Origin of the sequence: Pedobacter sp. 22226 (genome assembly GCF_052045455.1) — a bacterium.
Classification (GTDB): domain Bacteria; phylum Bacteroidota; class Bacteroidia; order Sphingobacteriales; family Sphingobacteriaceae; genus Pedobacter; species Pedobacter jeongneungensis.
This window is the reverse complement of record NZ_JBQEPB010000005.1, coordinates 167,735-191,154: the sequence shown is the minus strand read 5'-3', so window position 1 is coordinate 191,154 and position 23,420 is coordinate 167,735. Positions and strand designations below refer to the sequence as shown.

The window sequence follows — 23,420 nt, the reverse complement described above, 5'->3', positions numbered from 1 at the left end:
TGTTTTAAACCGGGACAATTTAAATATTTATTATGGTTAAATATACCTTACTTTTTGCCGTCTTTGTTAAACAATTGGTCTTTAGCGGTTTTTTCTACGATCATTCCATCTTTTAATTTGTTCTGGATGGCAGAATAAGGTCCTGTTACAATTTCTTGTCCTGCTTTAACACCAGATTTTACAATTATGAACTGATCGTTCTGGATACCTGTGGTTACTTCTGTTTTTTTAACCTTTTTGGTTTTTGCATCGTAAGCATAAATATATTGCTTAACCTTTTTATCGGCCAGTTTAGATTTTTGTTTATCGGTATTTTCCTGGTTACCCTGGTTTTCGCCAGATTTTCCGGTATCGGTGAATACCGCCTGGATTGGAATGGCTAAACCTGTTAACGATTCGCTTTCGATATCAACCGTGGCCGACATACCCGGACGGAAAATAGATTGTTGTTTACCTGCCAGTTCTTCAGTAATCCTGATTTTTACCGAGAAATTCGTTACCTGATCAACCGAGGTAGACACCGCAGTTCCCACAGCGGTTGATGAACTTGCAATTTCGGTTACCACCCCTCTGAACTTTTTATCAGAGAAAGCATCTACTTCAATCGAAGCTTTATCGCCAACTTTAACACGGGTAATATCATTTTCGTTTACATCAACATTAACTTCCATTGATGACAGGTTAGAGATACGCATAATTTCGGTACCAGCCATTTGCGAAGTTCCAAGAATACGATCGCCCAATTCGATTGATAATTTTGAAACCACACCATCTACCGGAGCATAAATGGTAGTTTTAGCTAAGTTTGCACCTGCTTCTTTTACGTTTGCACCAGTTTGTTCTAAGGTAAATTTAGCACCGGTTACGTTTTCTTTTGCACTGGCCAGGTTGGCTTTAGCAGTTAAATAGGCAGCTTTGGCCGAATCGAACTCTGAAGCTGATATTACTTTTTTATTAAAAAGCTCTACATTACGTTTATAAGTTGCTTCTGCATTTACAAAATTAGCCTGGTTTTGCACTAGCTGCTGTTGTGCTGCAGCCACACTGGCTTTTTGAGCATTAAAACTCGCCACTGTTCTTTCGTAGCCTGATTGTAATACATCCGGGCGTACTTTACAAAGCAACTGACCTGCCTTAACAATATCACCTTCTTTTACCTTTAATTCTACTACCTCTCCAGATACTTCCGAACTTAGTTTAACCTCAGTTTCCGGCTGGATTTTACCACTTGCCGTAACTGTTTCTACAACAGTTTTATCTGATGCTTTTTCTGTAGTTACTTTTTCGGTTTTGTCTCCACCTATCACTCCGGCCAGTTTAAGTATAACCAGAAGGGCTACGATAGCAACTACGGTGATAATAATATGCTTCAGTTTCATAATTTATTTATTGTATTTCGTTTGTTTGTATTAAAGTTGTAGGTTTTTAGGGGTCTAAAGTTGAAAGGTTTTATCGAATGCCATGTGCTTTCAGCTTTAGTCTTAAAAAACAATCTGTTTGCCTAAATAATAATCAATCACTTTGGCGCGGAACAGTAAATCGTATTTCGCTAAAATAAAATCTATTTCGGCTTTATTTCTATTGGTTTGTGCAGTACTGTAATCCAGGGAATTTACCAAACCAACATTATAACGCTGATCGATTACATAAAAAGCATCTTTTTGTGCCTGAAACGCATTTTGGGTAGAGGAATACCGGCTTTGCGCTGCATTTAAATCAGCTACAGCCTGATTGATTACTTTGATCAGGTTATTTTTTGAAATTTGCTCATCAGTTCTACGCTGCATCCAGGTAATCTTTGCCTTCCTAACCGACGATCTGGTTGTAAAACCGTTGAAAATCGGAATCGAAATACCCATGCTCACATATTGACCAAAGTTATCGGATAACTGATTAGTAAATTTTGAAATCGGGAAATTCGAATTAAATTGATAATAATAAGCTGATCCTAAACCTCCACCTAAACTGATTTGAGGAAAAAAACCACCTTTGGCAATGTCTATTGCTTTTTCGGCTGCTTTACTATTCAGTTCTGCTAACTTAATATCGGGGAAAGTATTAAGCGCCTGTTTATAAATATCACTTGGAACGTAGGTGTTTTGAATGTTATTCAATTCGTTAACCAATGGCGCCTGCACTTTAAATGTCATTGGTGGCTGAATTTCCATTAACTGTCCTAGAGTTAAGTAAGATATAGTTAACTGATTCTGTGCATTAGTTAAATTAAGTTCAGCAGTTGCGGCCTGAGATTTGGCCTGTGAAATATCGGCTAGAGTTTTGTTACCCACATCTAAAAGCGCTTGCTCTCTTTTTAAGGTAGAATTTGCCACATCCAGTTGTTGTTGCGTAGCTTTAACCTGATCCTGGTTATTTAAAACCTGAAGATATGCCGTTACCACCTGAAGAATGAGGTCATTTTTTACCTTTTCTACATTGGTTTGGTTGGCAGCCAATAAAATTTTATTCTGCCTGATCTGGTTTATTTTAGTTCCACCGCCAAAAAGCGAAACATTGGTACTCACATTTGGACTTAAATTATAATTCTGAGTGTTTTCGAATAAACCCGATACCTGCTGACTCCTACCCCATTGCATGGATTGGTTAATGGTACCATTTACGGTTGGCAGTAGGGCATTTTTAGATTGGCGCACATTTTCTTCACTTAAAGAAGCACTAAATGCTGCCTGTTTGATGTTTAGATTATTTTTTAAGGTATTTTCGACCGCCTGTTCAATGCTGATCACTTCCTGAGCCCTAATTTGCTGACTAAAACTTAATGCCACTAATAACGCAGATCCGGTAATTAACTTATTCTTGGTAAACATCTTCATAATTTGTTTCAAATCTATATAAACAACTTTAATAATTTCAATCTGTACAGGCATTTACTAACTTTGGTTCTAAATGTACCTGATCAAATCACCGCTTCTGCTAAAATGGTATTATCCATCCTTGTTATGGAATAAATCCCGCACCGAAAAAGTTATTTATTTGACCTTTGACGATGGACCTATACCCAATGTTACAGATTTTGTATTAAAAACTTTAAAAGCTTTCAATGCTAAAGCTACATTTTTTTGCATTGGCGATAATATTGTAAAACACCCCGAGGTTTTTGAACGTGTAAAAAACGACGGACATGCCATCGGCAACCACACTTTTAACCATTTAAAAGGCTGGAAAACCGATGATGAAACCTATCTCGAAAATACGCTAAAATGCCAGAAACTTACACAAACTAATCTTTTTCGCCCACCTTACGGGAGGATTAAGAAAAGCCAGATTAAAAGTCTGAAGTCCAAAGTCCGAAGTCCAAAGTCGGACTCAGGACTGGAGACTAAAGACTCAAAACTGAACATTGTAATGTGGGACGTGCTCAGTGGTGATTTCGATATCAATCTCGCACCCGAAAAATGCTATCAAAATGTGATAAAACATACCGAAAATGGTTCTATTATTGTTTTTCACGATAGTTTAAAAGCATTTGATCGTTTATCTTATACACTTCCCAAGGCATTAGCTTATTTTACTGAAAAAGGTTTCACTTTTTCAACGTTATAGCGCCAAGCCAATCTTATGCCAAGCATAAAAAAAGCAAACAAACACCTCACTATCAATATCTTAAAATAGCACCAAACAAAAAACTGTTCAAAACCGTACAAATATGTCCGATTTTGAACAGCAAATAAATAAATGAAATTTTTAATTTAACGGAAGCGATGCCGTGGTATTTTTAATAAAGATAATGGCATCAAAATCATTACCCACCCGGATTGGCATGGCATAAGGTGCCCTCCAATCTGCCCAGATATTGGTGATAGAATCTTTTACTCCTGAGAAAGGATTAATGTTCCGAAAATCAATAAAAAAATTATCGTATCTGGCTTTTGCAAATAGCGCTGTAAAACCAGTGGCCGGGGTTTCAAGCTGATGGGCTGTTACCTCGCTGGTACCATCATCATTAACACTGATGGTATTCACTTTCCCCTCATAAGTATCAAAAGCAATGTTAAAGAAGTCGGTTTTGTAATGCTTATTCAGGAAATAGCCGAATGCTTTATAGCCGCCCGTAGTATCTTTTAATAAATGCAGGTTATGCGACCAAACCACCATTTTAGCCTTGGTTTTTGTTTGCCGCTCTACCGCATTCTTAGCCATCAGGCTATCGCGTTCAAATGGATTGGTATAGCCGGCGTTATCGAAGCCAAAAACCTCAATTTTAGTATGCTTTGGATCAAGGTTATAATTTTTTACCCATTCGAAAAGATCGAAAAAGGATTTTGTATGGTACAACCTGAAATCTTTTAGCAATAGTTTTAAATCGCCTTTACCAGAGGTAACATAATCGTTTACTTTTGCCATGGCCTCATCCGGAACTTCGAACCCGATCTGAGTATATTTCTGATCAGTGATGAGGTATTCAACTATTTTGTTTTTTTCCCGAAAGAATTCTTCTGTTCCATGTGAAGCCTCTCCCAGGCCCACCATAACGTTTTGGCCTAATTGTGCTGAAAGCGTTTTCAGGTAAGCAGATTTCAGATCAACGGCATTTTTATTTAGCCAGCTTAGCTTTTCAGCATTATTTTCCTGGCTTTTCGCATTAAAAGTTGCGCAGAGCAACAACATCAGGTAGCATATTTTTCTCATTATCTTTTATCAGATTGATGATCAGAACATCCAGATTCCATAAAACTTAATGACTCATTTGCAATAAAATTAAAAATTTATTCTCCGCTAACTATTTAGAATATTTCCAAATAATACAATGATCTAAGGATGACCTTAAGAGGTCTATTTTTTTTGTAAATTCGCAGCTATTAGAATAGAAGTATTACCTTTTAACCAATAAAAATCGATGGCTTTTGATATAGACATGATTAAAAAGGTTTATGCGAACTTCGGTAGCCGTGTTGAGGCTGCGCGTAAAATAGTTGGCAGGCCTTTAACATTATCTGAAAAAATATTGTACGCACACCTTTGGGATGGAGATCCTAAAACGGCGTTTAAACGTGGTTCTGATTACGTAGATTTTGCACCAGATCGCGTGGCGATGCAGGATGCAACAGCACAAATGGCATTATTGCAGTTTATGCAGGCAGGCAGGCCACAGGTGGCTGTTCCTTCTACCGTTCACTGTGATCACTTAATTACGGCTAAAGAAGGTGCTTCAATAGATTTACCTCATGCTAAAACTGAAAGTGCTGAGGTTTTTGATTTCTTATCTTCTGTATCAAATAAATATGGCATCGGTTTCTGGAAACCAGGTGCAGGTATTATCCACCAGGTAGTTTTAGAAAATTATGCTTTCCCGGGCGGAATGATGATCGGAACCGACTCACACACTGTAAATGCAGGTGGTTTGGGTATGGTTGCTATTGGTGTTGGTGGTGCTGATGCCTGTGATGTAATGGCTGGCTTACCATGGGAGCTTAAATTTCCTAAATTAATTGGTGTTAAATTAACAGGAAAATTAAACGGCTGGACTGCAGCTAAAGATGTTATCCTTAAAGTTGCAGGTATCCTTACCGTAAAAGGTGGTACCGGTGCAATTGTAGAATATTTTGGTGATGGCGCTATTAACTTAAGCTGTACTGGTAAAGGTACCATCTGTAACATGGGTGCAGAAATTGGTGCAACTACTTCTACCTTCGGTTACGATGAAAGCATGGAGCGTTATTTACGTGCTACAGGCAGAGATGAAGTGGCTGATGAGGCAAACAAAATTGCTGCATATTTAACAGGTGATGATGAAGTTTATGCTGATCCGGAAAATTATTTCGATCAGGTGATCGAAATTAATCTTGATGAATTAGAGCCTTATTTAAACGGTCCGTTTACACCTGATTTAGCTACTCCGGTTTCTCAGATGAAAGTGGAAGCTGAGAAAAACGGCTGGCCTTTAAAAGTAGAATGGGGATTGATCGGTTCTTGTACCAACTCTTCTTACGAAGATTTATCAAGAGCGGCTTCTATCGCAAACCAGGCTATTGCTAAAGGTTTGGTTACTAAATCGGCTTTCGGTATTAACCCGGGATCTGAGCAGGTGCGTTACACGGCTAACCGTGATGGTTTCTTAAAAACTTTCGAAGATTTAGATGCTACAATTTTCACTAACGCCTGCGGACCATGTATTGGTATGTGGGACCGTACAGGTGCAGAAAAAGCAGAAAAAAATACAATTGTACACTCGTTTAACAGAAACTTTGCTAAGCGTGCTGATGGTAACCCTAATACTTTCGCTTTCGTAGCGTCGCCAGAAATGGTTGCTGCAATAGCGATTTCAGGTAATTTAGGTTTTAATCCATTAACCGATACGTTAACAAACGATAAAGGCGAGCAGGTTAAACTGGATCCACCTACCGGCGATGAATTGCCAACAAAAGGTTTCGCTGTAGAAGATGCAGGTTTCCAGGCACCGGCTGCTGATGGTTCTAAAGTTGAGGTTTTGGTTTCTCCAACTTCTCACCGTTTACAATTATTAGATCCTTTTACCCCTTGGGAAGGTACAGATTTAAAAGGTTTAAAACTTTTAATCAAAGCCAAAGGTAAATGTACAACCGATCACATTTCTATGGCTGGTCCATGGTTAAAATTCCGTGGTCACTTAGATAACATTTCTAACAACATGCTTATCGGTGCAGTTAACTTCTTCAATGATAAAACAGATAACGTTAAAAATGAACTCACCGGCGAATACGGTCCGGTTCCTGCAACACAACGCGATTACAAAGCGGCTGGTTTAGGATCGATCGTTGTGGGTGATGAAAACTATGGTGAAGGTTCATCTCGTGAGCATGCTGCTATGGAGCCTCGTCACTTAGGTGTTCGTGCTGTATTGGTAAAATCTTTTGCGCGTATCCACGAAACCAACCTTAAGAAACAAGGAATGCTGGGTTTAACGTTTGCCAATAAAGAAGATTACGATAAAATCCTGGAAGATGATACCATCGATATCTTAGGCTTAACAACCTTTGCTCCTGATCAACCATTAACTTTGGTTTTACACCACGCTGATGGCACAGAAGAATCGTTCCCTGTAAATCACAGTTATAACGCTCAACAAATTGAGTGGTTTAAGGCTGGTGGTGCATTAAATATCATCAGGGCAGAAGCAGCGGCTAAGGCAGCGCTTTAATTAGTCTGAAAGTCCGGAGTCTGTAGTCCGAAGGCTGGATATAAATAATATAAATCCCGTTTTGTTAAATCAGAACGGGATTTTTTATTGTAAAACTCGTTTGCGAGAAGGCTTTTTAAGCCGGCGAAGCAATCTCTACCGTTATTTTGGAAGGCTAAATAAATGAGATTTTTTTTTTATTTGGAAAGCAGGTGCAGTAATGCTTAGGTTGGGGTTGGTCCCGCTAATGCTGCTGCTGGTTAGAAAAAAACCAGCATACGCGTATATCGGGTTTAGAGATCAGAAGCAGGAATACTTTTTACCCAAAAAATGCTTTATTCAACAAATACCTGCTTGAATACAATGAGGTGAGGTTTTGTCTTTCCTGCAGTAAAGGAACTTTCCAGCCCCGGGCGCAGCGGCATCCCTGAAGCGAAGCGCAAGGATACAGCGAAGCACGGAAACCAACCTTAATATGGCTACTGACGCTGCGCTTCAAAAAACTGTAATTATTTAAACTCGTAACCACAATTGTAGCAATGGTAGCATTTATTGGCTTTAATTGGCGTGGTAAATGTTAAAAAGGCAAGTATAGTAGCCCAAAGGCTATACTTTTTATCGGTAGCCATTCCATAACCAACATTTTTTGAACCGCATTTTGGGCAATCAGGCTGTTCTTCTGTTGGTTCTTCATTATCGCCCGTTTCATCAGCTGATCCAATATTCAGGCTATTATCTTCTGCCAGCAAATTATTGATTGCTTCTACATCTCTTTCAAAAACAATCAGTTTTACGCCCCCAATGGCCTGATTGTAAAGAGGGTTTAATGTAGCTACATTTTCATCGGCAAGGAAACAGGCAAAACCGCTATCTTCCAGTTTGGCCTTTATAATATTGGCCTCCATGGGATTGTAGTAGGTGCTGTAAACAACTGTTTTATCGTTCATAAACCAAACATAAGAATTTGTTCAGCAAAGAAAGAGAAAACCGCAGCTTATCCGCTACCTTTTAAGAAAATCCTGCCACCAATACCCGGAATCTTTAATGGTGCGCTGCTGGGTTTTAAAATCGTTGTAAATCAAACCGAATCTGGCAGTAAAACCTTCGGCCCACTCAAAATTATCCATCAATGTCCAGGCCATGTAACCGGTAACATTTACGCCGTCGTTTTTTAGCTTCAAAAGCGCACTGAGATAAAGCTTAAAATATTCAATCCGTTCAGGGTCTTCCACCCTGCCATCAGTTAGCTTATCGTGATAAGCTGCACCATTTTCAGTAATGATGATATTTTTAACATTTGGATAGGCCGCAAACTGCTTTACGATATTGTAAAAACTATCGGCATTAATTTCCCAGCCCATGGCAGTATGCGGCTTTTTCCGGCTTTTGGCTTTTACTTCCCAAGCCTGGATTACAGGAATGAAAGCATTGTATTTTACCACCAGCGGAAAATAATTTTGAAGGCCGATAAAGTCGAAATCAAACTTCATCCGCTCCTGTAGCCGCCATGTACCATATTCGATCTGAAATTTTTCGAGCAAATCCCAGTCAGCGGTTGGAAAACCCATTCCTTGTGCAGGCTCTATAAATAAGCGGTTCATTAAACAATCTACGCGTTTTGCGGCAAGGATATCGTTATCACTTTGTGTATTCGGGATAATTTCTGAGCAGGAATAAGTAGTACCAATATTGGCATTGCTAATTTCTGCACGTAAAATCTTGCCCCCTTCGGCCTGTGCCAGAGCAGTATGCAATACAGCAGGAAAGAAATTGCTTAGGCCCGTTTTACCGGGTGCATGGATGCCGAGCATATAACCTAAAGAGGTATAACCAAAAGGTTCGTTCAATACAATCCAGTTTTTTACCTTGTCGCCATATTCTAAAGCACAGATGCTTACAAAAGCATTAAAAGCAGCATTGATACTGAAGCTGGTCCAACCGCCTTCGTCTTCTAAAGCCTGGGGCAAATCCCAGTGATACAGTGTAATGTAAGGGATAATTCCGTTTGATAAACACTCATCGATTAAGTTGTGATAAAATCTGATGCCTTCCTGGTTGATTTCTCCCCTACCTGCAGGCAAAATCCGCGACCAGGCAATAGAAAACCTGAAGACTTTAAAACCTAAAAGTTTAACCAGGGCAACATCTTCGGTATAACGGTGGTAAAAATCGCAGGCCGGATCTAATTTATGGTTCTTTTTTATTTTTCCGTTTTTTGCGGTAAAGGTATCCCAAATAGAGGGACCTTTGCCATATTGGGTTGCAGTACCCTCTATCTGGGCGGCAGCAGTAGCTACTCCCCACAAAAAATCCTGACCAAAATTGCTCGCATTGACCATTGTTTACCAATTAATTGCCATAAGTTGCAAGTTTAATATTAACAAATCGTTAAGCAATAACTTTTTAGCGAAAAGCGCGCTAAACCGTAACGAAATGACTGTTTTTCGATATTACTATGGCTTAACAACTGTGGTATCCTGCGCAAGCATTGGTACTTTATAATTTCCGGTATCCAGGCTCACTTTCGGTAAAAGTTTTTTTATACTGGCCAAATCTGCTTTATTTACACCAGTTTGGTAGATGTACAAAAATTTTAAATTTTGAAGTTTTTTTAACTGATTAATTCCCTTAGCGGTAATTTTTGTTCCTACCAAACTCAGCGATTGTAACTGATCTAAATCTTTTAACGCTAATAAACCGGCATCAGTTATTTTGGTATTATTCAGGTTTACCCTGCTTAAGTTTTTACAATTTTTAATGGCGGTTAATGTTTGATCGTTTACCTTAGCATTTTCTAACTTAAGCCAAAGCAATTGCTTGTCGATTGATTTAAGGAGGTCCAAAACATCTTTTCCCATTGATTGCGCATTGACAAAGTTTGCAGAAAGATAATTTGTATTTTGTGCAACCGGAACGATTGTAATACCTGCATCTGCCAATTTTTTCAGCACTTTATCATCAGCAGCAGAAACCTCATCTTTTGGGATATCACTATCTTTTATTTCAGCTTCTGCATTTTCTCCTTTTTGCAAACTGGCCAGTACCGGTTTCATTTCATCGTTTTGCGGCAGATCTTTAAATTTCTTTTTAAAATCAGCACCATTATTGATCCACCATTTTAACAACGCAATTTCATTGGCAGTAAGCTGTGGTTTTTCTTTTGGCGCCATGTGGTCTTCATCGCTTAAAGGAAGGAGAATCCGCTTGATCAGTTCACTTTCATCAGCTTTTCCTTTAACAACTGTATGTCCATCTTCGCCGCCTTTTAAAATATACTCCTCCTGATCCAACCGTAACCTGCCTTTTTGCTTTTCGCTACCATGGCAGCTGTAACAACGGCTTTTTAATAATGGTTGAATAGCATTTTGATAAATAATAGCTTCTTGCACATTGGGAATTGGCGGGATGGCGGCTCCTCCCTTTGTACTTCCTGATGTAAGCGGAGCAGTTAAATAATCGGCTCCATGGGTTAAAGAACCACCGAGATGGCCAGTAATGGAAATCAACACCACGAGAATTATTGCAACTGTCCCCAATATGCCATTAGATTTAACCTTTTTATAAATGGCCCATAAAATGATTGATAAAATAGCCACACTAATCCCCATCCATTGGTGATAACTCACCAGGTTACCCTCATAATCACCGCCATTGGCCAAAAGATATCCTGTTATACAGGAAACAGCAGCACTCAATGCTCCAAACAGCAGCATCAACGGGATGGCAAACTTTAAACCGGTAAATTTTGGCTTGAAAGATAAAAGAATACAAATGCAGGCCAATAATAAAATCCCAATCGGCAGGTGGACAAAAACCGGGTGAAAACGGCCAAAAAAATCTAACATTTTACTGATACCTTTTTCTTAACAAGTTCATCATATAAACATTTATTGCCCACTGATCGGCAACGGGTTGGCGGGTGTAAGGCAAAGTTGGCATATAATCTGCCGGACCAAATTCGGTAAGGATGGTCATCCTTTCTCCGTTTTTCTTTTTACGTTCAATTACCTTGTCCCACCAGGCCAGGTGAGCTTCTACTACTTTTGTCCACTCTGGTGCACGTGGATCGTTAACCTGCGGTCCTTCGGGATGCCCTACCCGCGAGTGGATATGGTCTGTTTTTTCCAGAATAAAATCGATGGTCTGTTTCTGATCAGACAATAAACTTTCGTGCACATTACACCAATGCGAAATATCCAGCGTAAACCTGAGCTCAGGATTTTTTTCTGCAAAATTCCTGGCAACCGGTGCCGCGAACATCATCCGGCTACGGTGGGTTTCATGGTAAATCGGTATCCCCGACGATTTTCTTTTAGCTGTTACGTAATCGATAATCTGTTTGTTTTCCTCATAAGTGAAATAATCTTTTCCCGAATGGCAATTGATGTAAACCGGTTTTTGATAACTATTAGCGCAAATGGCATCCAGGCTCCTTTTGAAGGAAGCCAGGTGCTCTGTTATATTTGATTGCGATCCTGCACATAAAAAACCAATCTCCAGTTTATACTTTTTTACAGCATCGAACAGCTCTTTTATCGCTTTATCTTCACCTGGCCACCACACTTCTATCCCTTCGTAACCTTCTTTTTTAGCCGCAGCACAAAATTCGTCCCGTGTACCTTCGAAGCCCCAATCGGTTTGCATAAATAACAGTTCGTATCCTGCCTTAGCTTTCATATTTTTAAACGGGTTGGCACTGATATTCTGTATTGGAGCCAGCATGGAAGCCGCCGTAACAACCGCTGTATTTTGTAAAAATTTTCTTCTTGTTTGGTTCATTGGTTCATTTAGCATTTGTTCATTTAGCATTTGTTCATTGGTCAATAGTTGATTTGTTCATAGTTTATAGCCAATTGTTCATTTGTTCATTAGTCAATAGTTGATTGGTTCATAGTTCACAGCCAACTATTAATTATTTCATTGTCAATTGGTTATTGAATATTGATTGATTGTCTGATCGACTTCGAACTTCCGACTTCGGATTTCGCACTAATTAAGCTACAATCTCGGTTATCACTTTCCCTGCCACATCGGTTAACCTGAACGGACGGCCCTGGAAAGGATAGGTAAATTGCTCGTGATCAAAACCAAGCTGGTTTAATATCGTAGCCTGAATATCGAAGGCATCAACTTTTCCGCTAATGGCACTATAGCCTATTTCGTCGGTTTCGCCATGTGTAAAGCCTTTTTTAACACCGCCTCCGGCCATCCAAATGGTAAATGCCTCGGTATGATGATCTCTTCCTTTAAATGGGTTTTGTATCCCGTTCCGGTTTTCCATCATCGGTGTACGGCCAAATTCACCGCCCCAAACTACCAGGGTTTCTTCTAACAAACCGCGTTGTTTTAAATCAAGCAATAGCGCTGTGATTGGCCTGTCGATGCTTCTGCATTTATTTTTCAAACCTATATTAAGCGAGTTGTGCGGGTTATCGCCATGCGCATCCCAGCCCCAATCGAATAACTGAATGTACCGCACGCCTTTTTCTACCAGTTTCCGTGCAAGCAACACATTGTTGGCAAAACAGGCCTTACCGGGCTGTGTACCATACATTTCGTGGATGTAGGCGGGTTCGTCATTAATATTCATTACTTCAGGCGCCGATATCTGCATGCGGTAAGCCATTTCATACTGGGCTATCCGCGACAAAATTTCCGGATCATTATATTCCTGATATTGCTGCTCGTTGGCTTTGTTAATGGCTTCTATAGAGGCTTTTCTCAAATCACGGTTCATTCCATCAGGATCTTTAATAAACAACACCGGATCGCCTTCGCTCCTGCATTGTACGCCCTGGTAAACCGATGGCAAGAAACCACTTCCCCAAACACTTTTACCGGCATCAGGGAAACTGCCTCCGCTGGTTAACACCACATAACCCGGCAGGTTCTGGTTTTCTGAACCTAAACCATAAGTTACCCAGCTGCCCATACTCGGCCGGCCCAACCGGGGCGAACCCGTGTGTACCAGAAGCTGCGCCGGTGCGTGGTTAAACTGATCGGTTTTTACGGCCTTTAAAAAGGTTACATCATCTACCATGGTAGAAAAATGAGGTAAATTATCACTCACCAAAGCACCAGACTGACCGTGTTTGGCAAAAACTGCCTGCGGACCAAGCATTTTAGGCACCCCGGTAATAAAAGCGAACTTTTTACCGGCCAGTAAAGAAGGCGGACAATCCTGTCCATCCATTTTCATTAGTTCGGGTTTAAAATCGAATAGTTCCAGTTGTGAGGGCGCACCAGCCATGTGCAAATAAATTACACTTTTAGCCTTACCAACAAGTGGGGGCGATTTTGGCAATAAAGGATGTGCAGGATCATAGGCGATCCTGGTTTGTTTAGCTGAAAAAAGATTACCACAGCTCCCCAGTAATGACCCCATTGCCAAAGCACCAAGCCCCATGGCACTTTCTTTTAAAAAGTGCCGTCTGGAGTGGAGCCTTGCGTTTGCCTCATGTGCTTCTTTAATTAACCGATGTGCATTTAATTCGTCTCTCGTCATAACCTGATCAGATTAATTTTTAGTAACTACTTCATCCAGATTAAGCATGGCATTGGCCACTAACACCATTGCAGCATCTTCCGGTTTATATTTTTTTTGTTTATCGCCCATAAATGCCGAAACACTTGCCGAATTCTTTTTAAACTCCTCAAAAGCTTTGGCGTAAAGGTCTTCAAACACCTTTAATCTGTTTTGAGGAATGCTTTTATATAAAATCATTTCGTAGCCCTTTGCAATTTTGGTTTTACTGGTATTTCCGCCTGTTTTTTCCATACGGAGGGCAAGTTTTCTCGCCAGATCGATATAAACACTATCATTTAGGGTAACCAATGCCTGCAAAGGCGTGTTGGTGCGAATACGCCGCGGACTGCAAACTACTCTTGAAGCGCCATCAAAAGCGATGGCAGATGGATAAGGAGCTGTGCGTTTCCAATAGGTATAAATTCCCCTGCGATATTGTTCTTCGCCCCCACTGGTTATCCATTTGGCACCGTTATAAGGCGAAAACCAAATCCCTTCAGGCTGCCATGGCATTACCGGCGGACCATACATTTTATTGCTCAACACCCCACAAACGGCTAAACTCTGGTCTCTGATCTGCTCTGCACTTAACCGCACCCTCGAGCCGCGTGCATAAAACTTATTAAAAAGGTCTTTTTCTTTTAATTCATTCGATACTTTGCTGTCCTGCCGGTAAGTTGCCATCATTACGAGTTCTTTCAGCATTTTTTTAACACTCCAGTTGTATTTATACATAAACTGGTAAGCCATAAAATCTAAAAGTTCCTGGTGGGTTGGCGCCATCCCCTGCGTGCCCATATCTTCGAGGGTCTCAACCAAACCGGCACCGTAAAGCTGCTCCCATAAACGGTTTACCATGGTACGGGATACGAGCGGATTTCTTTTATCGGTAAGCCACATCGCTAAACCCATCCGGTTATCTGGTGCATTTTTAGGCATGGCAAAAGCCAGGGAATTGGGTACTCCAGCTTTTACTTCTTTACCTTTTGACGTCCAGGCACCACGCTCAAATACATAATTTTTACGCTGCATACTTAATGGATTTTCGACCATAATTGGTGTAGTGGGCACCTGCGCATCCATTAAAGTATTAAATGTTTTTTTATAGGATAAGTACTCTGGCCTGCCTTTTCCGGGAAACTGTCTGGTAAAATAAAACCAATCGAAGTACACCATAAATTCGTCAGGATTTTTTACTGAAGCATTGGTGTATTTCAGGTACACATCTTTTACCCCGGTTTGCTTTGGGAAATCGATTTCCACATTCTGATAGCCACTGGTTTGCGCCAGCTTCCACGATTTTAAAACCGGCCCGTTTGGCGAACCTGAATGTAAACTCATGGTGCCGTTTGCTTTGCTGCAGTTATAACGCATGATCAGCTGATCAACATTTGCGAGGTTAACCATTTTTAATCTCGCTGACGAACTGTTTTTAAAATACAAGGCAATATTATTGTTGCCAATAACCGAATTTACCAATTGATCGGCCGTGGTAGAATTGAAGGCAGGCTGACCGGTTTTTAAAAACAATTCAACTTCTGATGCCCTTTCTTTGCCTGCAACATTTTTAACCCAGCTGGTTAACAGGTTAAGCTGATTTTTAAGACTATCGTTAAAATTTTTAAACAGCGGATATTCTTCTGAAACATCTTCATCCCTCGTGTTATTAAAATACGACATGAATTTATAGTATTCGTCGTGTTTAAAGGGATCGTAAGGGTGACTATGGCATTGTACGCAAGAAAATGTAGTGCTCATCAAACCTTCCCATGTGGCATTTACACGGTCTAAAACGGCTGCTGTTCTAAATTCTTCGTTATTGGTCCCGCCTTCATCATTGGTTGGGGTATTTCTGCTAAAGGCTGTTGCAATATATTGGGCATCGGTTGGTTTTGGAAACAAATCGCCGGCAATCTGATCAGTAATAAACTGATTGTAAGGCATATCTTTGTTAAAGGCCTTAATTACCCAATCCCGGTAACTCCAGATATTTCGGTTCGGATCGCTCTCATAACCCTTGGTATCAGCATAACGGGCAATATCAAGCCACATAGATGCCCAGCGTTCGCCAAATTTCGGCGAAGCCAATAAACTATCAACCAGTACATTGTAAGCCTGCTGTTCGTTAGTACTGTTGAGGTAAAATTTCGCCAGCTGATCTGAAGGATAGGTACCAATCAGATCCAGACTTACTCTTCTTAATAAGGTAGCTTTATCAGCTGTTTTAGAAGGTTCGAGTTTGTTTTCTTCCAGTTTGGCAAAAATAAACTTATCCAGATCGTTACGGATCCAGTCGTTATTTACATTGGGCACCTCAGTTGGCTTTACACTTACGTAGGCCCAGTGGTTACCCCATTTTGCCCCTTGTTTTATCCAGCCACTCAGTATATCAATTTCATCAGTATTTAAGGCAGGGTGCTTATATGGCATCCTTTCTTCAGGATCGTTGGATTTTAAGCGTTTGATAAATTCGCTATCTTCCGGATTTCCGGGGATAATTGCAGGTTTACCACTTTTGGTTTTGGCCAAAGCTTCTTCTCTAAACAACACACTAAAACCACCCTGTTGCTTAACCCCGCCATGGCACGAAATACATTTCTTATTCAGAATAGGTTTTACCTGCGCGTTAAAATCAATCTGTTTTTCTGAAGAAAAAAGTGAAAAGGCAATTAAAGTGATCACAACCAGTGCGAAGCCGGCCGTAAATAACATTTTCTTTTTCAATACCATTGGTTAGAATAAACTTAAATTAATTTTTAGCAGTTTTGTATTTATACACAAAGTTAAACCAAGCTAAACATCTGTCAAAACCATAACGGGAGCAGCTCTTAGCCTAAATTGCTAATTTACAGTTACTGTAAAACCAAAGGTGAATAAAAATATAATAGCCAAAAATGTATTAATTTGTGCAAAAGATGGATTATTTTACTTTTTCTTTAGAAATTAAATATGGAAAAACGTCCGATTAGAGAAAAAAATGATTTCGATTTCCAAAAATCCATTATCATTCCAAAGAATGTACTTTTAAAACAATGCATTGCCAACGGAATAATCAACAATTTATTTGTTACCGATATTGGCTATTACCGTAAGGCACTGAATCACTACGCCCGAAGAAACCATGGAGCTGATCAGCACATTTTAATTTATTGTACCGAAGGCAAGGGAAATGTTGAATTTCAGGGCACGTCTTATCATGTAGAAGCCGGTAACTTCATCATCATCCCTAAAAAAACACCACATATTTATCAGGCTGATCCGATTTTACCATGGACTATTTATTGGTTCCACTTTTCAGGGACCGGTGCCGACAATATTGTGGAGTCATTACAGCATTACAAAGCCTATGCAGGTTTTAACGAAGAAAGAAAAATCCTGTTCGATACCATTTATAACCGGCTGGAGAGAGGCTTTAGTAAAGAAAACATCATTTATGCCAATTTATGTTTCCACCACTACATTGCAGAAATTATTTTTACCGATAAACAGACTGACAAAATTATTGAGCCTGATAAAGTAGAAGAAGTTATTGATTTTATGCGGAACAATATTGAAAAAATGCTGAGTTTAAAAGAACTGGCTTTGGCAGTTTACCTATCACCATCTTATTTATCAGCGATCTTTAAAAAGAAAACAGGAACCTCTCCTATCGATTACTTTAACCAGCTCAAAATTCAGAAAACCACCCAATATTTACTGTTCACCAATTTGCGGATCAATGAAATCGCCCAAAAAATCGGCATTAACGATCCTTATTATTTCAGCAGACTTTTTTCGAGCATTATAGGCATTTCGCCAAAACAGTACCGGGATAACAGGTTTAATTAACGTGCAGGCTGTGCAATTTTTAAATTAATTTAGCCTGGCTTTCTTCATTTCTTAGTGCATAAACCCTCATGCAAATAAAGGTAATGAGAAATGTAGGACCATATGTGATTAAGAATTCATCAATTGAAAGGTACATTAATTTTTCCCGAAACCATAGATAGACCAAAAAGATCGCAATTGAAGTCATCATTGCATTGGTTGTAATATTAGGCTTATTATAAGTTACCGGTGCAATACCGCCAATTTTCCTCATATTAAATAAAAGTGTGCAGAAAGTTAATACAATAAATACAGCAGCATCTTTTATATCCAGGTTAACATTGAAACTGTAATTTGAAGATATAAGTGGCAACAGCCTAAGATAGCCCATCATGATTGCAAAAGTAATGGGTGTGCAAAGCAACAAGGTGGTTAATGTTACTTTTAAAGTATAAGTGAGCGAATGTTTCATATACATTTAATTTAGATTGAGTTTAGCGTTTTTTTAAACCAAGATACGAATTCTATGGATTTTCTAATTCTATTTTCCTGTGCAGTTTGGAGTTACATCCGATTAATATAAATATCTTTCTACAGTGCTGCTGATACCTCACTAATCCAAAGTCAACCCAATTTCTTTCAGTAAAATGGCAGCATTAAAAGTTTTGCAGGGTCCTTGTTTAAGCAGATAATCAAATTTCATTTCGCCTTCTGTAATCTGGATATCGAAATGGAAATTACGAACCGTTTCGGGGTGGTCAATAATCAGATCGGCCAGTTGCAGATCATGAGTGGCAAAAAGCGCAGGTGTTTTTTCGGCAATCAGTTTTTCTACAAAAACTTTTGATCCCAGGTATTTATCCCTGCTATTGGTACCACGGAGCATTTCATCGATCAAAACCAACGTATCTTTGTCTTTTACCACATGATCTAAAATCATTTTCAAACGGTTTAATTCTGCCTTAAATGTAGAAGTGCTTTCGTTTAGCGAATCTTTAATCCGCATGTAAGTGTTAATCGAGAAAACAGATAATTTCATACTTTTGGCACAAACCGGTGCTCCTGCATAAGCCAATATCATATTAATGCCCAAAGTGCGGAGAAAAGTGCTTTTACCCGCCATGTTAGATCCCGTTACAATATCAACGGTTGGTTTCGCTTCCAGATGAAAATCATTGTTTATCCTTAATTTTTCATTAATAAGCGGATGCCCGATATTGATAGCCGAAAGGGCAAACTCATCAGTAAGTACCGGAAAAACCCAATCAGGATGATTATGAGCTGTGGTGGCCAGCGAAATCAGTTCTTCAAAATCTCCCAGGTGATGGAGGGCTGTAACCACATCATTTGAAGACGATTTATACCATTTATCAAGATTAACACAACACCTTAAATCCCATAATAAAATTGCATTCAATATTCCACCAACGATAATATTAAGCCTTGCATCAAAATTTTCGATAATTTTAGACAGGCTTTTAATTTCTTTACTTACCGGAATTTTCGAGTCTAATAAATTCAAGGTGTAAGGGCTCTTCCAGTTTTGATTTTCTGTCCATAAAATAGCGCTTGCATATCCGTTTAACAGGTTAGAACTTCCACCGAAACTATAAAAAACCTTATTGATCTTTGCTCCCAATAATACGTTCCATCCAATGTGGATAATGCAAAGCAGGATTAAAACTTTCCAGAAACCACTGCTTACAAATAATCCCGCCAAAACCAGCGCGATAGACAGGTAAGGGACTAATTTAACGTAAAGCCGCAAAAATTTTCCGGCTACAAATTCCAGTTGCGCTCCCAACTGATACTTTAACTGCATTTTAATCTGCTCTATCTTATCCGGATCGTAGCCATGCAGATTAGCCCTGAAACTATAGGTCTCATCTATCTTTTCAATTATTTCTTTTACCGCTTCCTGTCTCTGCAGCATCTTATCGCGTGTAGATTTTTCTCCTAAATTTTTTGCCAAAATATTATTTCCGCTTTTGGTGCTGCAACGGTTAATCAGCGCGAATAATGAGGCATGTCCAAAAATATCAAGATCAGCAGCATAAGGATGCAATTCCGATTCAAAAGCAGTACCCTGGTCGTATCCGTTCACGTTTCCGTTTAAAACATTCCACTCGTTCTGATAAACCCACAAAAGCTGTTTTTTATAATCGATTTCGCGATCGAGCTTACTTTGCCGGCGCACAATAAAGGCAAATGCAATTACAGGCAGCATTAAACCAATCTGAATTAAAGTTCGCAGATTATCATCTGCCGAGCTAACCAGTGCAATAAATAGTAAAATTTCGGCCAGGAATAAACCAATGCGCACAAAAGAAAGCTGATCAATCAGTTTTTTGCTCTGACTGATAGCTGTTGTTACTTCTTTGATTTTCTGATCGTAAAAGGCAATTATTTCTTGTTTTTGTTTTAGCATGATTTATATTCAATATACATTTCCGGAGCTATCAGATGGATAGATTATATTTTTTGTTACAATTTTCTCTAAGTTTGGAACTCCAAATTCTAAAGATAGGCAAAATATTAAATGAAGATTACCCTGATCGCCATTGGCAAAACTGAAGATAAATATCTAATTGAGGGAATTGATAAATACATCAACCGCCTTAAACATTACATTAACTTTAGTTTTTTGGCCATACCCGATGTAAAAAACGTTAAAAACCTGAGTGAGGCGCAGCAAAAAGCAAAAGAAGCGGAGTTATTGCACAAACAAATTAATAATGGCGATGTTGTGATTTTATTAGATGAAAAAGGAAAAAAATATTCGTCGGTAGAATTTTCCAACTATTTAAATAAACAGATGGTGGGTAGCGTACAGCACCTTATTTTTATTATCGGCGGGCCCTATGGCTTTGACGAAAGCATTTACAAAAGGGCAAATGGTTTAATTTCGCTATCGGATATGACTTTTTCGCACCAAATGATCAGGTTATTTTTTGTTGAGCAGCTTTACCGCGGATTTAGCATTTTAAAAGGAGAACCTTATCATCACGCATAAGGATGGAAGAGGTAAAATGGAAGATGGTACAGGGAAGATGGATAATGGGGCTGAAATATGGAAAAACTAGATTAAAATCATCATTAAATAAAAGAAATTATGCTATTAGATAAATATAAACGGGAATACAGGTACAAAAGTGATCAGAACCGCAACAATAAATACTTATGGATCAGCATCATTGCTTCATTGGTAATTGTAGCCTTGCTTTGGTATTTCTTCGATTAAACCCATAAAAAAACACCAGACAGATCTGCCTGGTGTTTTTATTGCAAAGTAAATAAAGCTTAAACGCCTTTTTTACTTGTCATGCTTGCTTTCTTTGCAGGAGCCGAAGTTTTAGTAGTTGCTTTAGCACTTGCTGATGCTTTTGCGCCACCAGCTTTAGTTTTCTTATCTGCTGCTGCTTTTTCTTCTGATAATTTAACTTCTGCTGCTGTTCCTGGAGTTTCCGGAGTTTCTTCAGTAAATAAAGGAAGATCTTTCAACAGGTTATACCAGGTAATGATTTTCTTCATATCCGAAGCATAAACCTTATCCTGATCGTGGCCCGGAGCTACTTCTAAGAAGTAAGCACGTAAATCGCCTTTTAAATCCGGAGTGGATCCCTTTTCAGAAATTTTAGCAAAAATATCTGCCAGTTTAATTTCTTCCTCTTCACCATATACAGTAATGTCTTCTAACGAAGCCAGTTTAGTATTGGTAATGTTGGCTACAATTTTAGTTTTTTGGGCATCTAAACCCTCTAAAATATAACCCACTTTATTTTGTCCAACCAGTTTAAACAAACCCGGTCTGCCGGATACGGCAACAATTCCTCTTAAATTCATATTTTTTTGAGATATGAGATTCGAGATATGAGATATGAGAAATCACTCAAATCAAATAACTAAAGCTCTTTGTTCAATTATTAATGAGATAGGAGCATCAATCAGAGAAAATCAAGTCTCAAATCTAATGTCTCAAATCTCGCATCTATTTTTTAGTCTTCTAAAACCTCTATGTTCAAAATTTTATCGCCCTGGCGGATATCGTCAACAAGATCTACATTCTCCACAACTTTACCAAAACAAGTATGGTTACGGTCTAAATGCGCAGTATTGGCTCTGCTGTGGCAGATAAAAAATTGTGACCCACCGGTGTTACGGCCGGCATGTGCCATTGATAATACGCCTCGGTCATGATATTGGTTTTCTCCGTCAAGTTCGCAGTCAATTTTGTAACCCGGGCCACCAGTACCTGCCAAATGTGCTTTAGCCGGATCTTTTGAATTCGGGCATCCACCCTGAACCATAAAATTAGGGATTACACGGTGAAAAGTTACACCATCATAAAAGCCTTCTTTAGCTAATTTTTTAAAGTTTGCAACGGCTTTCGGCGCATCGTTTTCGTAGAATTCTACGGTCATTTCGCCTTTTTCTGTTTTTATTATTGCTTTACTCATATTAATATCGGTACTAATTTTAAATTTTATTTGCCTAAAAAAAATTGCTCATTTTTTTTGGTAGAGGGCAAAAATAACAAAATTGTATAACTTATAACATCATTAAATTTTTCTATCCAGTTTAAATGCGGTATTTTAGTGTTTTAAGCATACCGATTTGATAAAGAAATATTATATCCTCCTCTTTTGCCTGCTTTGTTCTTTAGGACTCAGGGCTTCATCGCTCTTAATTTATATGGATGAAGACCAAAAAAACCACCTGAAAGCATACGGAATTGCCTACTGGACCATTAGCAAACAGCTGGAAGTTGACTGGCTGTTAAATTACCGTGGCGGCAGCTTTTTAATCAAATACAATAAAGCGGTAGAAGATGAATTGAAAATCCGCGGGGTATCTTACGAGGTAATTGCTGATGGTAAAGTAGTGAGTTTGCTGAACGAAATCAGCGATCCATCCGTAAATATGGAAATGGTGAAACTGGAGAAAACACCTAAAATCGCGGTATATTCTCCTAAAAGTAAATTACCATGGGACGATGCGGTTACTTTGGTGCTTACTTATGCCGAAATTCCTTACGATGTGATTTATGATGACGACATACTTCAGGATAAACTAAGCAAATACGACTGGCTGCATTTGCACCATGAGGATTTTACCGGGCAATACGGGCGTTTCTGGGCTAATTTCAGGTATGCCACCTGGTACCAGGAAGATGTTAAAAATCAGGAAGCCTTAGCAAAACGCATGGGCTATAAAAAAGTATCGGAAATGAAACTGGCGGTGGCCAAACACATTAAAGAGTATTGTGCAGGCGGAGGTTTTCTCTTTGCCATGTGCTCTGGTACGGATAGTTTTGATATTGCGCTGGCTGCTGATGGCGTAGATATCTGTGCACAAATGTTCGACGGCGATCCTGCCGACCCAAATGCACAGGCTAAACTGGATTTTAATAAAACATTGGCTTTCCAGAATTTTAAGCTGGACAATAATCCGATGAATTATGAATTTTCGGATATTGATGCTACACAAACGCGTACGTTAAACCAAAGCAACGATTACTTTACCTTATTCGATTTTTCTGCCAAATGGGACCTGGTGCCCACCATGCTTACCCAGGATCATGACAAGGTGATTAAAGGTTTTATGGGCCAAACAACCTCTTTTAGAAAAAGCCTGGTTAAAACCAGTGTAACTGTTCTGGGCGAAAATAAAGGTGCTGCCGAGGTAAGGTATTTGCATGGCGAGATAGGAAAAGGTCAGTTTACTTTTTATGGTGGCCACGATCCGGAAGATTACCAGCACGCGGTTGGCGATCCACCAACAGATTTAAGTTTGCATCCTAATTCGCCGGGTTACCGTTTAATTTTAAATAATGTACTTTTCCCAGCAGCCAAAAAGAAACCGCAAAAAACTTAACTTTTAATATTATCACCATTTTGGCATTATTCCTTTCAGGATTAAAAAAATCTTAATTTTTGCTGATATTCCTGTTAACTATACAGTAAAAATGCTGCA

19 protein-coding genes are annotated in these 23,420 nt (G+C 39.2%); 6 read left to right on the top strand and 13 right to left on the bottom strand.

Annotated features, from left to right (window positions below; translation table 11 throughout):
• Positions 1-47 precede the first annotated feature (47 nt).
• On the bottom strand, positions 48-1,379 hold the full coding sequence (locus ACTJKC_RS13050) for an efflux RND transporter periplasmic adaptor subunit (protein WP_440792479.1): 1,332 nt from the start codon (positions 1,377-1,379) through the stop codon (positions 48-50).
• A 102-nt stretch (positions 1,380-1,481) separates the two neighbouring features.
• A complete protein-coding gene (locus tag ACTJKC_RS13045; RefSeq protein ID WP_440792477.1) occupies positions 1,482-2,831 on the bottom strand; it encodes a TolC family protein in 1,350 nt (449 codons plus the stop codon).
• A gap of 73 nt (positions 2,832-2,904) precedes the next feature.
• On the opposite strand from ACTJKC_RS13045, the gene ACTJKC_RS13040 reads away from it, so the two are divergent.
• Complete coding sequence (locus tag ACTJKC_RS13040; protein WP_440792475.1) at positions 2,905-3,561, top strand: polysaccharide deacetylase family protein; 657 nt, start codon at positions 2,905-2,907, stop codon at positions 3,559-3,561.
• Positions 3,562-3,702: 141 nt separating this feature from the next.
• Here ACTJKC_RS13040 and ACTJKC_RS13035 read toward each other — a convergent pair whose 3' ends face one another.
• Positions 3,703-4,647, bottom strand: a complete 945-nt coding sequence (locus ACTJKC_RS13035; protein ID WP_440792473.1) for an erythromycin esterase family protein — start codon at positions 4,645-4,647, stop codon at positions 3,703-3,705.
• 208 nt (positions 4,648-4,855) lie between these two features.
• Here ACTJKC_RS13035 and ACTJKC_RS13030 point away from each other — a divergent pair, with 208 nt between their 5' ends.
• A complete protein-coding gene (locus tag ACTJKC_RS13030; RefSeq protein WP_440792471.1) occupies positions 4,856-7,135 on the top strand; it encodes an aconitate hydratase in 2,280 nt (759 codons plus the stop codon).
• A gap of 488 nt (positions 7,136-7,623) precedes the next feature.
• Here ACTJKC_RS13030 and ACTJKC_RS13025 read toward each other — a convergent pair whose 3' ends face one another.
• The 6 genes from ACTJKC_RS13025 to ACTJKC_RS13000 all read right to left on the bottom strand — a co-directional run bounded on the left by ACTJKC_RS13025 (position 7,624) and on the right by ACTJKC_RS13000 (position 16,364).
• Positions 7,624-8,061 carry a DUF2007 domain-containing protein gene (locus tag ACTJKC_RS13025; RefSeq protein WP_440792469.1) on the bottom strand — a complete coding sequence of 146 codons (438 nt, stop codon included), beginning with the start codon at positions 8,059-8,061 and terminating at the stop codon, positions 7,624-7,626.
• A 54-nt stretch (positions 8,062-8,115) separates the two neighbouring features.
• A complete protein-coding gene (locus ACTJKC_RS13020; protein WP_440792467.1) occupies positions 8,116-9,453 on the bottom strand; it encodes a GH1 family beta-glucosidase in 1,338 nt (445 codons plus the stop codon).
• Positions 9,454-9,567: 114 nt separating this feature from the next.
• Complete coding sequence (locus ACTJKC_RS13015) at positions 9,568-10,959, bottom strand: c-type cytochrome domain-containing protein (RefSeq protein ID WP_440792465.1); 1,392 nt, start codon at positions 10,957-10,959, stop codon at positions 9,568-9,570.
• Position 10,960: 1 nt separating this feature from the next.
• Positions 10,961-11,893 (bottom strand): sugar phosphate isomerase/epimerase family protein, encoded by a 933-nt coding sequence (locus tag ACTJKC_RS13010; RefSeq protein WP_440792463.1) that lies wholly within the window; start codon positions 11,891-11,893, stop codon positions 10,961-10,963.
• 214 nt (positions 11,894-12,107) lie between these two features.
• Complete coding sequence (locus ACTJKC_RS13005; protein WP_440792461.1) at positions 12,108-13,619, bottom strand: DUF1501 domain-containing protein; 1,512 nt, start codon at positions 13,617-13,619, stop codon at positions 12,108-12,110.
• A 12-nt stretch (positions 13,620-13,631) separates the two neighbouring features.
• Positions 13,632-16,364 carry a DUF1553 domain-containing protein gene (locus ACTJKC_RS13000; protein ID WP_440792459.1) on the bottom strand — a complete coding sequence of 911 codons (2,733 nt, stop codon included), beginning with the start codon at positions 16,362-16,364 and terminating at the stop codon, positions 13,632-13,634.
• Positions 16,365-16,589: 225 nt separating this feature from the next.
• Between ACTJKC_RS13000 and ACTJKC_RS12995 the strand changes: the two genes are divergently transcribed.
• Positions 16,590-17,468: an AraC family transcriptional regulator gene (locus tag ACTJKC_RS12995; protein ID WP_440792457.1), complete on the top strand. Its 879-nt coding sequence runs from the start codon at positions 16,590-16,592 to the stop codon at positions 17,466-17,468.
• A gap of 19 nt (positions 17,469-17,487) precedes the next feature.
• On the opposite strand, the gene ACTJKC_RS12990 is transcribed toward ACTJKC_RS12995, so the two are convergent.
• Together ACTJKC_RS12990 and ACTJKC_RS12985 are read right to left on the bottom strand one after the other, a co-directional pair.
• A complete protein-coding gene (locus ACTJKC_RS12990) occupies positions 17,488-17,919 on the bottom strand; it encodes a hypothetical protein (RefSeq protein ID WP_440792455.1) in 432 nt (143 codons plus the stop codon).
• 141 nt (positions 17,920-18,060) lie between these two features.
• A complete protein-coding gene (locus ACTJKC_RS12985) occupies positions 18,061-19,875 on the bottom strand; it encodes a MutS-related protein (protein ID WP_440792453.1) in 1,815 nt (604 codons plus the stop codon).
• Positions 19,876-19,986: 111 nt separating this feature from the next.
• Here ACTJKC_RS12985 and rlmH point away from each other — a divergent pair, with 111 nt between their 5' ends.
• Both rlmH and ACTJKC_RS12975 read left to right on the top strand, forming a co-directional pair.
• The gene (rlmH, locus tag ACTJKC_RS12980; protein ID WP_025145144.1) at positions 19,987-20,460 is read left to right on the top strand and encodes a 23S rRNA (pseudouridine(1915)-N(3))-methyltransferase RlmH; all 474 of its coding nucleotides are present in this window, start codon (positions 19,987-19,989) and stop codon (positions 20,458-20,460) included.
• Positions 20,461-20,559: 99 nt separating this feature from the next.
• Positions 20,560-20,688, top strand: a complete 129-nt coding sequence (locus tag ACTJKC_RS12975) for a hypothetical protein (RefSeq protein WP_255497459.1) — start codon at positions 20,560-20,562, stop codon at positions 20,686-20,688.
• Between the two features lie 59 nt (positions 20,689-20,747).
• Here ACTJKC_RS12975 and ACTJKC_RS12970 read toward each other — a convergent pair whose 3' ends face one another.
• Positions 20,748-21,290, bottom strand: a complete 543-nt coding sequence (locus ACTJKC_RS12970) for a DUF5606 family protein (RefSeq protein ID WP_344852792.1) — start codon at positions 21,288-21,290, stop codon at positions 20,748-20,750.
• Positions 21,291-21,442: 152 nt separating this feature from the next.
• The gene (locus ACTJKC_RS12965) at positions 21,443-21,904 is read right to left on the bottom strand and encodes a peptidylprolyl isomerase (protein ID WP_344852791.1); all 462 of its coding nucleotides are present in this window, start codon (positions 21,902-21,904) and stop codon (positions 21,443-21,445) included.
• 235 nt (positions 21,905-22,139) lie between these two features.
• Here ACTJKC_RS12965 and ACTJKC_RS12960 point away from each other — a divergent pair, with 235 nt between their 5' ends.
• Positions 22,140-23,321 carry an asparagine synthetase B gene (locus tag ACTJKC_RS12960; RefSeq protein WP_440792450.1) on the top strand — a complete coding sequence of 394 codons (1,182 nt, stop codon included), beginning with the start codon at positions 22,140-22,142 and terminating at the stop codon, positions 23,319-23,321.
• Positions 23,322-23,420 lie beyond the last annotated feature (99 nt).